This window comes from Paracoccus sp. AK26, from assembly GCF_011801365.1.
GTDB classification, from domain to species: domain Bacteria; phylum Pseudomonadota; class Alphaproteobacteria; order Rhodobacterales; family Rhodobacteraceae; genus Paracoccus; species Paracoccus aerius.
Map to the genome: position 1 here is coordinate 2,739,971 of NZ_CP041041.1, position 13,031 is coordinate 2,753,001.

Annotated in this window: 12 protein-coding genes and 1 pseudogene; 5 read left to right on the plus strand and 8 right to left on the minus strand. The window is 66.7% G+C overall.

Translation table 11 applies throughout. The features are described 5' to 3' along the window. Window positions 1-32: 32 nt before the first annotated feature. Window positions 33-1,511, minus strand: a complete 1,479-nt coding sequence (locus FIU66_RS13660) for an AMP nucleosidase (RefSeq protein WP_167623278.1) — start codon at window positions 1,509-1,511, stop codon at window positions 33-35. A gap of 93 nt (window positions 1,512-1,604) precedes the next feature. Here FIU66_RS13660 and FIU66_RS13665 point away from each other — a divergent pair, with 93 nt between their 5' ends. Both FIU66_RS13665 and FIU66_RS13670 read left to right on the plus strand, forming a co-directional pair. Beyond that, window positions 1,605-2,516 carry an SDR family oxidoreductase gene (locus FIU66_RS13665; protein WP_167623279.1) on the plus strand — a complete coding sequence of 304 codons (912 nt, stop codon included), beginning with the start codon at window positions 1,605-1,607 and terminating at the stop codon, window positions 2,514-2,516. Beyond that, a complete protein-coding gene (locus FIU66_RS13670) occupies window positions 2,509-3,729 on the plus strand; it encodes a UbiH/UbiF/VisC/COQ6 family ubiquinone biosynthesis hydroxylase (RefSeq protein WP_229849225.1) in 1,221 nt (406 codons plus the stop codon). Before FIU66_RS13665 ends, FIU66_RS13670 begins: the two co-directional genes overlap by 8 nt. Window positions 3,730-3,770: 41 nt before the next feature. Here the strand turns inward: FIU66_RS13670 and FIU66_RS18305 are convergent, their stop codons facing one another. Both FIU66_RS18305 and FIU66_RS13680 read right to left on the minus strand, forming a co-directional pair. Further along, window positions 3,771-5,180, minus strand: coding sequence for a UdgX family uracil-DNA binding protein (locus FIU66_RS18305; RefSeq protein ID WP_167623280.1), 1,410 nt, complete (start codon window positions 5,178-5,180; stop codon window positions 3,771-3,773). After that, window positions 5,177-6,409, minus strand: a complete 1,233-nt coding sequence (locus FIU66_RS13680) for a putative DNA modification/repair radical SAM protein (protein ID WP_167623281.1) — start codon at window positions 6,407-6,409, stop codon at window positions 5,177-5,179. Before FIU66_RS13680 ends, FIU66_RS18305 begins: the two co-directional genes overlap by 4 nt. A gap of 137 nt (window positions 6,410-6,546) precedes the next feature. Between FIU66_RS13680 and FIU66_RS13685 the strand changes: the two genes are divergently transcribed. The 3 genes from FIU66_RS13685 (at window position 6,547) to FIU66_RS13695 (ending at window position 9,248) form a co-directional block, all read left to right on the plus strand. After that, the gene (locus tag FIU66_RS13685; RefSeq protein ID WP_167623282.1) at window positions 6,547-7,140 is read left to right on the plus strand and encodes an outer membrane lipoprotein carrier protein LolA; all 594 of its coding nucleotides are present in this window, start codon (window positions 6,547-6,549) and stop codon (window positions 7,138-7,140) included. A gap of 116 nt (window positions 7,141-7,256) precedes the next feature. Continuing rightward, window positions 7,257-8,504, plus strand: a complete 1,248-nt coding sequence (locus FIU66_RS13690; protein ID WP_167623527.1) for an MFS transporter — start codon at window positions 7,257-7,259, stop codon at window positions 8,502-8,504. A 54-nt stretch (window positions 8,505-8,558) separates the two neighbouring features. Next, complete coding sequence (locus tag FIU66_RS13695) at window positions 8,559-9,248, plus strand: 5'-nucleotidase, lipoprotein e(P4) family (protein ID WP_167623283.1); 690 nt, start codon at window positions 8,559-8,561, stop codon at window positions 9,246-9,248. Here FIU66_RS13695 and FIU66_RS13700 read toward each other — a convergent pair. From FIU66_RS13700 to FIU66_RS13720, 5 genes and pseudogenes are all read right to left on the minus strand, one after another. Then, on the minus strand, window positions 9,245-9,838 hold the full coding sequence (locus tag FIU66_RS13700; protein ID WP_167623284.1) for a hypothetical protein: 594 nt from the start codon (window positions 9,836-9,838) through the stop codon (window positions 9,245-9,247). The two genes, FIU66_RS13695 and FIU66_RS13700, sit on opposite strands and share 4 nt — an antisense overlap. Beyond that, window positions 9,835-10,656 carry an ABC transporter permease gene (locus FIU66_RS13705; protein ID WP_167623285.1) on the minus strand — a complete coding sequence of 274 codons (822 nt, stop codon included), beginning with the start codon at window positions 10,654-10,656 and terminating at the stop codon, window positions 9,835-9,837. Before FIU66_RS13705 ends, FIU66_RS13700 begins: the two co-directional genes overlap by 4 nt. Beyond that, window positions 10,653-11,372, minus strand: a complete 720-nt coding sequence (locus tag FIU66_RS13710) for an ABC transporter ATP-binding protein (protein ID WP_167623286.1) — start codon at window positions 11,370-11,372, stop codon at window positions 10,653-10,655. The genes FIU66_RS13705 and FIU66_RS13710 overlap by 4 nt, the downstream gene beginning before the upstream one ends. A gap of 101 nt (window positions 11,373-11,473) precedes the next feature. Next, window positions 11,474-12,046 carry a hypothetical protein gene (locus tag FIU66_RS13715; RefSeq protein ID WP_167623287.1) on the minus strand — a complete coding sequence of 191 codons (573 nt, stop codon included), beginning with the start codon at window positions 12,044-12,046 and terminating at the stop codon, window positions 11,474-11,476. Window positions 12,047-12,082: 36 nt separating this feature from the next. Further along, a pseudogene (locus tag FIU66_RS13720) lies at window positions 12,083-13,001 on the minus strand (YVTN family beta-propeller repeat protein); the annotation flags it as partial. Window positions 13,002-13,031: the final 30 nt, after the last annotated feature.

The window sequence follows — 13,031 nt, forward strand, 5'->3', positions numbered from 1 at the left end:
AAGCGGGCGCAGGCTAGCCGGTTGACGCAAGGTCAAAGAAAGGCCGTCTCGTGGAATGACCGCAATTTGCGCGAATGGATCCGTTCCAGCGGCATCTCTCGCAGCTTTTCCATGGCGCGGATGCCGATCAGCAGGTGGTTGGCGACCTGGCTGCGATAGAAGTCGGTGGCCATGCCCGGCAGCTTCAGTTCGCCATGCAGCGGCTTGTCGCTGACACACAGCAGCGTGCCGTAGGGCACCCGGAAGCGGAAGCCGTTGGCGGCGATGGTCGCGCTTTCCATGTCAAGCGCCACGGCCCGCGCAAGGGACAGCCGGTGGATCGGCGTGTCGCGCAATTCCCAGTTGCGGTTGTCGATGGTTGCGACGGTGCCGGTGCGCATGATGCGCTTCAGCTCGTAGCCTTCCAGCTGCGTGACCTCGGCCACGGCTTCCTGAAGGGCGACCTGCACCTCGGACAGGGTGGGCAGCGGGACCCAGACCGGCAGGTCGGCGTCTAGCACGTGATCCTCGCGCAGGTAGGCGTGGGCCAGCACAAAGTCGCCCAGCCGCTGGCTGTTGCGCAGGCCCGCGCAATGGCCGACCATCAGCCAGGCATGGGGGCGCAGCACCGCGATGTGGTCGGTCGCCGTCTTGGCGTTCGACGGTCCGACGCCGATATTGACCAGCGTGATCCCCTGCCCGTTCGCCCGCTTGAGGTGATAGGCGGGCATCTGCGGCAGCTTGGCCAATGCGGCCAGGGGCGCTTCGGGATCGGTGATCTCCTGGTTGCCGGGGGCCACGAAGCTGTCATAGCCCAGCGAAGGGTCGCCCAGGACGCGGCGGGCGAAGGCCTCGAACTCGTCCACGTAGAACTGGTAGTTGGTGAACAGGATGAAGTTCTGGAAATGCTCGGCCGCCGTTGCCGTGTAGTGCTGCAGCCGCGCCAGGGAATAATCGATGCGCTGCGCCGTGAAGGCCGCCAGGTGCTGCGATCCGTCGGGCATGGGACCCGCCACACCGTTCACGATGTCGTCGTTCATGGTGTTCAGATCCGGCACGTCGAAGACATCGCGGAGCGAGAAGTCCAGCACCCCTTCCTGCGGCACGGCCAGGTCGCTTTGATGCGCAACGGCGAAATGCACGGGCATCGGCGTTTCGCTGACGCCAACGGTCACCGGGACGCCGTGGTTGCGGATCAGCAGCCCGATCTGTTCGCGCAGGTAGTTGCCGAACAGGTCGGGCCGGGTGACCGTGGCGGAATAGCTGCCGGGGGCCACGACATGGCCAAAGGCAAGCCGCGAATCGACCGAAGGATGCGAGGTCACGGTCAGGCGCAGTTCCGGATAAAAGGCGCGATAGCGGGCCGTGGGCTTTTCACCTTCAAGCGCCCGGGTGAAGCGATCCAGCAGGAAGCCCGTCGATTGCGTGTAGAGCGCCTTCAGATGCGCAACCGCCGCGCCGGCATCGGTGAATTGCTGGCGTCCCGGGGCCGCCGGAGTGTCAACCGGAAGATAGCGGGTATCCGTGTCCATTCGTCTTGTCCTTGCTTTCCCCCGACCCTGCCAGCGACGCCCGCCGCAGGCAAGCGTCTGGCGTCCGGCAGAACGGGCCGTTACGGTGCGGTCATGAAGATGCTGGTTTTCGGTCATGGCTATTCCGCAGGCTTCCTGACGCCCCTGCTGCGGGCGCGGGGCTGGCAGGTTCTTGGCACGACGCGGAACGATCCCCGCCGCGTCGCGTCCGCAGGGGCCGAGCCGGTCCTGTGGCCGGGCGAGGAAGAACGGCTGCGCAGCGAAATCGCCACGGCGGACGCGATCCTGGTGTCGGCCGCGCCGGGACCCCAGGGCGATCCTGTCCTGGCAGCGTTCCAAGACGATCTGGCGCGGGCGCGCCCCCGGTGGCTGGGCTATCTGTCCACCACCGGCGTTTATGGTGACCGCGACGGCGGTTGGGTCACCGAGGACAGCCCGCTGGACGCCACCGGCCCTCGCGGCCAGGCCCGCATCCGGGCCGAGAGCGACTGGCGCGTCCTGGCCGACCGGGTCGGGCTGCCCCTGCACATCTTTCGGCTGGCGGGTATCTATGGCCCGGGACGCGGCCCGTTCGAGAAGGTCCGGAACGGCACTGCTCGGCGGATCATCAAGCCGGGCCAAGTCTTTTCCCGCATCCATGCCCAGGACATCGCCCAGGTCCTGCTGGCCTCGATCGACCGGCCCGCGCCGGGCCGGGCCTATAACCTCTGCGACGACGATCCGGCCCCGCCGCAGGACGTGCTGGCCCATGCCGCGGCCCTGCTGGACCTTCCGCCGCCGCCCCAGGTGGCCTTCGAGGATGCCGAGATGACGCCAATGGCGCGGTCCTTCTACGAAGACAACAAGCGCGTCTCGAACCGGCGCATCAAGGAGGAACTGGGGGTCACGCTGCTTTACCCCGACTATCGCAGCGGCCTTGACGCGATCCTGGCTGCCGAAGGGGGCGGGGGCGGATCGCCGCATGGACTTCGCGCCCGGCCCGTGCATGATCGCGGCCATGAGTGATGTGGATGTCCTGATCGCTGGCGGCGGGCTGAACGGCCCTACCCTGGCCCTGGCCCTGGCCCAAGCTGGGCTGCGTGTGGCGGTGGTCGATCCGCGCCCGGCCGATGCGCGGGCGGGCGACAACTTTGACGGGCGGGCCTATGCGCTTGCCGTGGCCTCGCAACGGCTGCTGAAGGCGCTTGGGCTGTGGGACGGGCTGGCGGGCGACAGCCAGCCGATCCGGCAGGTCAAGGCGTCCCAAGGCCGGCCCGGCGAAGGCGCCGCGCCCTTCTTCCTGCATTTCGACAGCGCCGAGATCGAGGAAGGGCCGGTGGGCTTCATGCTCGAGGATCGGTTCCTGTATCGCGCCCTGCTGCGGGCGATGCAGGACCGCGTGCAGCACCTGACCGGCCTGTCGGTCACGGACCATCAGGCAACCGGCGCGGGCGTCGAGGCCGTGTTGTCCGACGGGCGCCGCATCCGCGCCCGGCTGATGGTGGGCGCCGACGGGCGTGGGTCGGGCGTGGCCGCGCGCGCGGGGATCCGGCGGCAGGGCTGGGATTACGGCCAGACCGCGCTTGTCACAGCGATCGCCCATGACCGCCCGCACGAGGGCATCGCGCAGCAGTATTTCATGGCGACCGGCCCGCTGGCGATCCTGCCCCTGCCTGGCAACCGCAGCAGCGTCGTCTGGTCCGAAACCCATGACAATGCCCGCGCCATCGCCGCCCTGGATGACGAGGCCTTCCTGGACGTGCTGCGCCCGCGTTTCGGCGACTACCTGGGCCGGATTTCCCTGGCCGGGGCGCGCTTCACCTATCCCCTCAGCCTGTCGCTGGCCGAACGCTATGCCGCCGACCGGGTGGCCCTGGTGGGCGATGCGGCCCATGGCGTCCATCCCATCGCCGGACAGGGCCTGAACCTGGGCCTGCGCGATGTCGCGGCCCTGGCCGAGGTGCTGGTCGATGCCGCCCGGCGCGGCGAGGATATCGGGTCCGAACTGGTGCTGGAGCGATACCAGGGCTGGCGGCGCTTCGACGCGACCGCCCTGGCGCTTGGCATGGACGGGGTGAACCGGCTGTTCGGCAGCGACAATCCGCTGCTGTCGGCGGCGCGCGGCATCGGGATGGGGCTGGTTACGGCCGTGCCTGCGCTGCGGCGTGGCTTCATGCGGCAGGCGGCGGGGCTGGCGGTCGAACCGATGCCGAGGCTGCTGACAGGGCAGCCTTTGTAAAGGGCCTGCAGTTCCACCCTGGCTGAACAAGGAAACAAGCTTCAGGCCGCGATCATCTGGCGGGCCTGCGCCAGATCCTGCGCGAACTGTTTCTGCGCCTCGGCCGCGCGGTCGCCGTCAAGCCGCAGGATCAGGCTGGGGTGCCAGGTCAGCAGCACCGGCCCGCCATCGAGCGCCCGTTCCACCTGCCCGCGCCGCGGCGTCAGCGGCCGGTTGTTTCCCGTCAGCGCAAAGGCCGCTGTGGCCCCCATTGCCAGCGTCAGCCGGGGCTGCACGAAGCCGCGTTCCAGATCCAGCCACCAGCGGCAGTGCTTGATCTCGGATACGTTGGGGGTCTGGTGGATGCGGCGCTTGCCGCGCGGTGTGAACTTGAAGTGCTTGACCGCATTGGTCATCCAGACACGCCTGGCGTCCAGCCCAGCCTGTTCCATCGTCCGGTGCAGAAGCTGGCCTGCCGGTCCAACGAAGGGAAGGCCCTGCAGATCCTCCTGATCGCCGGGCGCCTCGCCCACGATCATCAGGGGCGCGGCGGAATTGCCCTTGCCCCAGACCGTTTGCGTAGCCGCATGGCACAGGTCGCAGCGCGTGCAGCGGCTTGCCTGCCGGCCGGCGCTGTCCATGTCTTGGGGCATGCTTTCGTCGGGCGCCTGGCGGATCCGCGCCGTGACCTTGGCCGCGAAACCCGGCGCGGTCGAGGCCCCGGCATCCCGCATCGCCTGCACCCGGCGCGGCGCATCGGCCAGCATCTGCGCGATCAGCCCGGTTTCCGGCAGGTTCTTCCAGTATTTCACCGGCATTTCCGACCGCATGGCCTGGGTCTTGATCCGGGCGGGGTTGAAAATGTTGGCGAAATAGGTCTGCCACAAATCGTGGCTGGCGTCCTCGGGCAGGTTTGGGCGGTCTGCAGGCGGGTCATAGGTGATCGTCCCGTCAAAGCGGGCAGTGCCTTCGGGCGTGGCGATCAGCCAGTCCATGTCGGCAAACCGTTTGGCGAAGAACGGCGTCGCGGCCTCGAGGATCGGATGTTCCGGTTCGAACCAGGCGCCGAAGCTGCGGCGCGGACCCTGGGCTGGCAGTTCGTGGAACCGGACAAAGGCGTGCATCTTGTGGATGTCGCGGCGCACCGACTTGGCCATGCGCCCCAGCCGGTCGGTCAACGGATCGGCGGGGTTGGCAATGAAGCCGCGGTCGTCCTGCAGGCGCATCAGCGCGGTGTACAGCAAGGCCCAGCGTTCAGGATCGGAATGGCTGGCGACCGTGCGGGCGAGGTCCAGGAAATCCTTGCTGGCGGTGACCGGCTGCGGACCAGGCGGCGGCACGGGATCGGACCCGAACAGGCCCCCGTCGTCCCAGGTCACGTCGGTCGGGCTGACGCGGTTCGATGCAAGCTGCCGCGCCGCGTCGCGCCAAGCCTGGAACCGGCCGAAACGGGGCAGGTCGACGCGGATCACAGCAGTTGCAACTGCTCGGGCGGAGGGGCAAAGCGCGCCCGCAGCGAGGCGCTGTCGGTCAGGGCACCCGGATGCCAGTCGGGCAACGTCACGAAGGCCCTGGCCTTGGACATGATCGCGCCCATCCGAAGCAGGTCGGCATAGCGCACCGGGCCGTTCCGACGCGCGGCGAGGATGCGCTGCACCGTCTTGGTGCCGAAGCCAGGAACCCGCAGCAGCATCTCCTTGGTCGCGCGCGCGACATCCACAGGGAAATGCGCCCGGTTCGCAAGCGCCCAGGCCAATTTGGGGTCGATCGACAGGTCGAGGTTGCCTGACGGATGGGCCGCGCCGATCTCGTCGGCCTCGAACCCATAGAAGCGCATCAGCCAATCGGCCTGGTACAGCCGGTGTTCCCGGATCAAGGGCGGCTTGACCAGCGGCAGAATGGCCGAGGAATCGGGGATCGGGCTGAAGGCCGAATAATAGACCCGCTTCAGGTCATAGCCGGAATACAGGTTCGCCGAGGTCTTCAGGATGTCGCGGTCGGTGGTCGCGTCCGCGCCGATGATCATCTGCGTGGACTGGCCCGCGGGGGCGAAGCGCGCCGCGCGGCGCCCGGTATGGGTCTTTTCCTTCGCGGCCTCCCTGCCCAGGCGCACGTCCGCCATGGCGGCACGGATCGTCTCGGGGCGCTTTTCGGGGGCCAGCTCGCGGATACTGGCATCCTGCGGCAGTTCGATGTTCACGGACAACCGGTCGGCGTAAAGCCCCGCCTCGGCCACCAGTTCGGGCGAGGCGTCGGGAATGGTCTTCAGATGGATATAGCCCTTGAAACCGTGATCGACCCGCAGCATCCGCGCGATGCGGACCATGTCGCCCATCGTCTGGTCGGGGCTGCGGATGATGCCCGACGACAGGAACAACCCCTCGATCATGTTGCGGCGATAGAACTCCAGCGTCAGCGTCACGACCTCTTCTGGGGAAAAGCGGGCGCGTTCCACGTTGCTGCTGACGCGGTTGATGCAATAGGCGCAGTCATAGATGCAGAAGTTCGTCATCAGGATCTTCAGCAGGCTGATGCAGCGCCCGTCCGGCGTATAGGCGTGGCAGATGCCCGACCCGCCTGCCGACCCGATGCCGCCGCTGCGCGAATCGCGCCGCGTCGTCCCGCTGCTGGCGCAAGAGGCGTCGTATTTTGCGGCGTCCGACAGGATCGCCAGCTTCTGCTGAAGGGTTCGCTGTGCCATGTCGGGAATATATGTTCCCGGTGCGTTCCGTTCAACGTCTACGAGATCGGAACCCTCACATACACGAGAGCGTTCGCCGCCTGCGCATCCGCCAGTCGTGATGTGCAACCGGCATCAGGAAGGATATGATCGGCGCCATGAACATCAGATCGCTCGCCCTTGCGCCCGCCCTTGTCCTTGGCCTTGCCTTTCCGGCCTTGGCCGAGAAGATTCCGCTGAACGAACTGTCGCGTTACCTGAACCGGATGACGACAGCGACGTCCGAGTTCACGCAGGTCAATCCCGACGGCTCGATCTCGACCGGGACGGTCTTTATCCAGCGGCCGGGCCGGGTGCGCTTCGAATACAACAACGACAACACGCTGGTGCTGGCCTCGGGCGGCAACGTCGCGGTGTTCGATCCCAAGTCGAGCGGCCCGCAGCAATATCCGCTGTCGCAGACGCCCCTGTCGATCATCCTGGACGCCAACGTGAACCTGGGCCGCGCCAATATGGTCACGGCGCATACGGAATCGAAGAACGCCACTGTGGTGACCGCGCAGGATCCGCAAAACCCGCAATACGGCAACATCCAGATGGTCTTTACCGCGGGCCCCACGCAATTGCGCCAGTGGATCGTGACCGACGACAGCGGCCAGAAGACCACCGTCATCCTTGGCGAGATGCGCGAGGGTGGCTCGATTCCCGCGTCGAAATTCTCGATCAACAACGAGTTGGCGCGGCGCAACTGATCGAAGCGGGCCTTTCCATCAGCCCGCTTGATGAAAGGCATCACGCCGACAGGGCTTGATCTTGGGGCATGACAGGTTCAACGCTGGCCGCGACACATGGCCGCGCGGGTTCCGTCATGCCCTCTTCTCGTCTCTTCACACCCATCCTGATCGGCGGATCGCTGATCCTGCTGATCAACTTCGCCCTCCGGGCCAGTTTCGGCGTCTTCCAGATCCCCATCGCCGCCGATTTCGGCTGGCCGCGCGCCGAATTTTCGCTGGCCATCGCCATCCAGAACCTGGCCTGGGGGATCGGACAGCCGATCTTCGGGGCGCTTGCCGAACGCTGGGGCGACCGCTGGGCGATCATCCTGGGGGCCATCCTGTATTCGGCAGGCCTGATTCTGACCGCCTTCGCAACCTCGCCTGCCACCATGCAATTGCTTGAGGTGATGGTGGGCTTTGGCATCGCGGGCACGGGCTTCGGCGTGATCCTGGCGGTCGTCGGTCGTGCCGCCAGCGACGAGAACCGCAGCCTTGCCCTGGGCATCGCCACCGCCGCCGGGTCAGCGGGCCAGGTCTTCGGCGCCCCCTTGGCCGAGGTTCTGCTGGGCTTCTACAGCTGGCAGATGGTGTTCGTCATCTTCGGGGTGATCGTGCTGGCCTGCATGGCCTTCCTGCCGATGCTGGGCGACGGCAAGCCCGCCAGCCGCCACGAGCTTGAGGAAAGCCTGGGCAGCGTCCTGGGCCGCGCCTTTCGCGATCCGTCCTTCCTGATGATCTTCGTCGGCTTCTTTTCCTGCGGCTATCAGCTTGGCTTCATCACCGCCCATTTCCCCGCCATGATCACCGAGATGTGCGGGCCGATCAATCCGATGGGCACGCTGGCCAGCATCGGCATCACCACGACCTCGGCCCTGGGGGCGGTGGCGATCAGCCTGATCGGACTGGCCAATATCGCGGGCTCGATCATGGCGGGCTGGCTGGGCAAGAGATACACGAAAAAATACCTGCTGGCGGGCATCTATACCCTGCGCACCATCGCCGCCGCCGCCTTCATCCTGCTGCCGATCACGCCCGCAAGCGTGGTGATCTTCTCGCTGGTGATGGGGGCGCTGTGGCTGGCCACCGTGCCGCTGACCTCGGGGTTGATCGCCTATATCTATGGGCTGCGCTACATGGGCACGCTTTACGGCTTCGTGTTCCTGTCCCACCAGATCGGATCCTTCCTGGGCGTCTGGCTGGGCGGCAAGCTGTACGACCTGCACGGCGACTACACGATGGTCTGGTGGGTCGGCGTGGGGGTCGGGGCGCTGAGCGCGCTGATCCACCTGCCCGTGCGCGAGGCGCCGTCCCGCCTGCCAGCAGCCGTTCCGACGGTTTGACCTGGGGCGGGCGCGGCCCTAGGGTCCGGCCCGCGCCCAGGACAGGATTCGCCCATGACAAGCCCGCCCCGCCACCACCCTTCGGAACGCGCCATTGCGATCCGCTACCAGCAACTGTCGGCCGAGGTGAAGGCCCTGCAACGCCAATGCTATGCCCTGGCGACACTGCGCCTGCGCGCGGCGGTTGACGCCAACGGCACCGGCAGGGGCCTGGCCGTGGTCAGCGACATCGACGAGACGATCCTGGACAATACCGCCGTCATGGCCCATGCCATGACCCTGGGCGAACATCTGGACGGGTTCGAGACCTGGAAGATGTGGGAACGCGAGGGCACGCCGCATCTGCTGCCGGGCGCGAGCGATTTCTTCCACCTGGCCGACAGGCTGGGCGTGACGATCTTCTATGTCTCGGACCGGTTCGAGGAAAACAAGCTGGCGACCATCGCCACCCTGTCCCGCCTGGGCCTGCCGCAGGTCCATGCGGACCAGGTCCTGCTGTTCGGCCCGCCCAAGGCCGAGCGCCGCGCCGCCGTGGAACGCGACCACCGCATCATCCTGCACCTGGGCGACACGCTGCACGATTTCCACGGCTGCTTCGCGGGCGTCACGCTGGAGGAGCAGCACCAACTTGCCAGTGACCACGCCGACCGCTTTGGCGAAGACTGGATCGTCTTCCCCAACGCGGCCCACGGCACCTGGATGGAGGCCGAACTGCGCCCGTGGGAGGCGCCCAAGCCCCGCTAGTCGCCCAGGTGACCTGCGATGGCGCGGCCCAGGGCGAAGGCGCGCTGTTCCAGGATCACCGGCGTTTCGCAGACATAGGTCAGCGATTGCTGGCGTTCGGTGAAGATGCGCTGATCCCAGTCAAGCGCCTCCTCGGCGGCGTCGATGGCGTCGAAGTCGGGATCGGCGGCGGCTTCAAGTTCCGCCATCTGCGCGCGGCGTTCCTCGATCCGCTGGGACAGCGAAACCTGGCTGCGCCCGTATCGGGCGATGCCGTCGATCAAGGCGGACCGGTCAGGCTCGATCTTGTTGAAGATCGCGACCATCAGGGCGGTCAGGCGGGCATCGTCGGCCCCTGCGGCAAAGTCGGCGATGGCGGCCTCGGCCTCCTCGATCGGCAGGCGGCGCTGTTCCAGCCGGGCGGCAAGCGCGTCAATCTGCGGGTCGCGGGCCAGTTCGGCGATCCGGTCGTCGGGCACGGGACCCGTCCAGACCTGGCCCAGCGACAGATGCGGCTGCTTCCGCTGGATGCAGGGCCATTCGGGATCGGTCCCGGTGGCCGCGAAAGCGGGCGCGGCGGCGAGGATCGCCAGTGCGACAAGGTATTTCATCCCCTCTCCTTCCTTCTGGCCCACAGGCCCTTGGCGGGATCATACATGAAGACGGCGCCCCCGAAGAAGACCGCAAGGCATCCCGCGACGATCCCCAGGGCCTGCCAGTTGATCTGCAGGTACAGCGCGAAGCGGATCAGTTCGACCGCATAGGTGAAGGGATTGGCCGCGCAGATGTCGTGCAGCAGGGGCGAGCTTTCCTGCATCCGCCACAGCGGATAAAGCGCCGATGACGCGAAGAACATCGGGAAGATCACGAAGTTCATCACGCCCGCAAAGTTTTCCAACTGCCGGATCGCGGATGACAGGAACAGCCCCAACGCGCCCAGCATCAGCCCCGACAGGACCAGGGCTGGCAGCACCGCGACATAGCCCCAGGCAGGCGGCCGGATGTCCCAGAACCAGGCGATCAGCAGAAAGGCATAGGCCTGGATGATCGAAACGATCACCCCCGCCATCAGCTTCGATCCCAAAAGGAACCAGCGGGGAAAGGGGCTGACCAGCAGCGTCCGCATCGCCCCGGTCTCGCGGTCATAGACCATCGACAGCGATGACTGCATCCCGTTGAACAGCTGGATCATCGCGACCAGCCCGGGGGTCACATAGACCTCGTAGAGGACATAGGTCTGGTAGGGCGGCGTGATCGACAGGCCCAGCACGGCGCGGAAACCAGCCGCGAAGATGAACAGCCAGACCAGCGGACGCACCAGGGCCGCCAGGAACCGGCCGCGCTGCTGGACGAAGCGCAGCGTCTCGCGCCAGGCGATGCCGCGGAAGGCGGTGGCCCAGGCGGATGCGGGAAAACGGCGTTCCGTCATGCGGCGGTTCCCGTCAGGGCAAGGAAGGACTGGGTCAGGCCCGAGGGTCCGGCAATTGAGGATGCCTTGCCCTGGCTGAGGACGCGTCCCTTGTGCAGGATCACCAGGTCGTCGTCGGGCTGGATCTCGTCCATGATATGGGTGGCCCACAATGCCGACACGCCCTCGGCTGCGATCAGGCGGCGGGTCAGGGCCAGCACCTCGGCCCGCGACTTCACGTCTAGGCCTACCGTCGCCTCGTCCAGCAGCAGCAGGTCGGGGCGGTGCATCAGCGCGCGCGCGATCTCGGCCCGGCGCTGCTGGCCGCCTGACAGGGCCGAGACCCGGTCATCGGCCCGCGCCTCAAGCCCCACCTGGGCCAGGACCTGCCGGGTCCGGTCGCGGGCGGCGCGGCGGGCGATGCCGTGCAGTGCGGCGTGATAGGCCAGGTTCTGCGCGACCGTCAGGTCCGAATCCAAGGCGCGGCTCTGGAAGACGACGCCCAGCTGGGCCATCGCCTGCGCAGGCTGGCGGCGCAGGTCGTGGCCGGCAACCTCGATGCTGCCCGAGACATTGCTGTAGAGCCGCGTCACCAGCGAGAACAGCGTGGTCTTGCCCGCGCCGTTCACCCCAAGAAGCGCGGTGAAGCTGCCGCGCGGAACGGTCAGCGACACGTCCGACAATGCCTGGACGCTGCCGAAATTGTGCGACAGGCCGGTGATGCGAAGCGCGTCCATGGTGGTCCTGTATTGCTGTCGGGGCGGATTTGACATCCGCCCCTGCGCACCTCGTCAGGCGGGACCTGCGCTGTCAAGTCGGCGCATGGTCCCGGATCGGGTCATTGGATGTTGAAGACGGCCTGCTGGCTTTCGCCCGACGACCCCGGGATCGACAGCGTATAGCGGCCCGGCGTAATCGCCACGAAGCTGATCACAGCGGTTCCGGCATTGTCGAACTCGATGCTGTGGACACCCATCGGGCGGATCTCGATGTCGTTGATGACGATCTCGTTGATCCAGATCGACCGGAAGAAGTCGCCCCCCGACAGCGCAAGCTCCTGGCTGCCGTCGGCATTGATGGCGATGCGGTAGAAACCGCCCGATTTCAGCGTGTATTCGTCCCCCGCGACTGGCGAACCCGATGCCAGAGTCAGCGGCGCCAGGTCGGTGCGGTTGTCCCGCGCCATGATGCCGGAGAAGCCATAATCGAACTTGCCCTGGGCATCATAGGTGGCGGCCGCCTCGCCGTCCGCCTCCTCCTCCTCTTCCTCTTCTTCGTCTTCCTCGGGTGCGGCGGCGGCATCGGGCGCGGCTTCGGTCGCAGCGGCGCCTTCGGTGGTGGCGGCGTCCTGCGCGGCCGCGGGGACGGACAGGCCGGCCATGATCATCAGAACGGTCAGCAAACGGGTCATGTTTTATCCTTTGTTGATGAATCTGTTGGGACCGGATCAGTTGGGCGCGACCACCACGCCCCAGGGCTGCTGGCCCACCTGGACGGACTTGATCACCTCCTCGGCGGCGACATCGATGACCGACACGTCGTTCGAGTTGCCGTTGGTGGTGAACAGGTATTTCTCGTCCGGGGTGAAGGCCATCTGCCAGACCCGCTGGCCGACCAGCAGGTAGTCCTTGACCTCGTCCGTCTCGCCGTCGATCACGGCCACGCGGTTCGACGGCCCAAGCGCCACGAAGACCTTCTTGCCGTCATTCGTCACCCGCACGCCGACCGGCTGGATCGCCTCGGGCAGCACGCCCGGCACCTCGAAGGTGATCTTCTTGGTGATTTCCTGCGTGGCGGGTCGATCACGCTGATCGTGCCGCCGATTTCCGCGCTGACATACAGCTTCGTGCCGTCATGGTTGAACTCGGCAAAGCGGGCGGGAATCGACCAGGACATTGGCCACGATCTCGAAGGTGTCGGTGTCGATGAAATGCGCCATGTTCGTCGTTTCCGACGTGTTGATGACGATCTTGCCGTCGGGGCTGACGCCCATTCCCTCGGGCTCGACCCCCACGGGGATTTCGGCCAGCACCTGCTTGGACTTCACGTCCACGACGGTGACGAGTGTCATCCTCGTTGGCGATATAGAGCGGGTTGCCGGACGGGTGCAGCACGAACAGTTCCGGGTCGGGGCCGGACGGCAGGGTATGCATCTCCTCCATCGTGTTCGGATCGAAGACCCGGACCAGGTTGTCGTCGGACGCGCAGACGTAAAGCTCGGTCCCGTCGGGAGAAATGGTGATGCCGCGCGGGCGGTTGCCGACGGGATAGGTGCCGATCACCTCCAGGCGTCTCGCTGTCCAGAACGGTGACGTCATTGCCCTTTCGTTGGAGACGAAGACGCGGTTGGCAAGCGCGGGTTCGGCAGCAGAACCATCGCGGGGGCCAGGACCAGA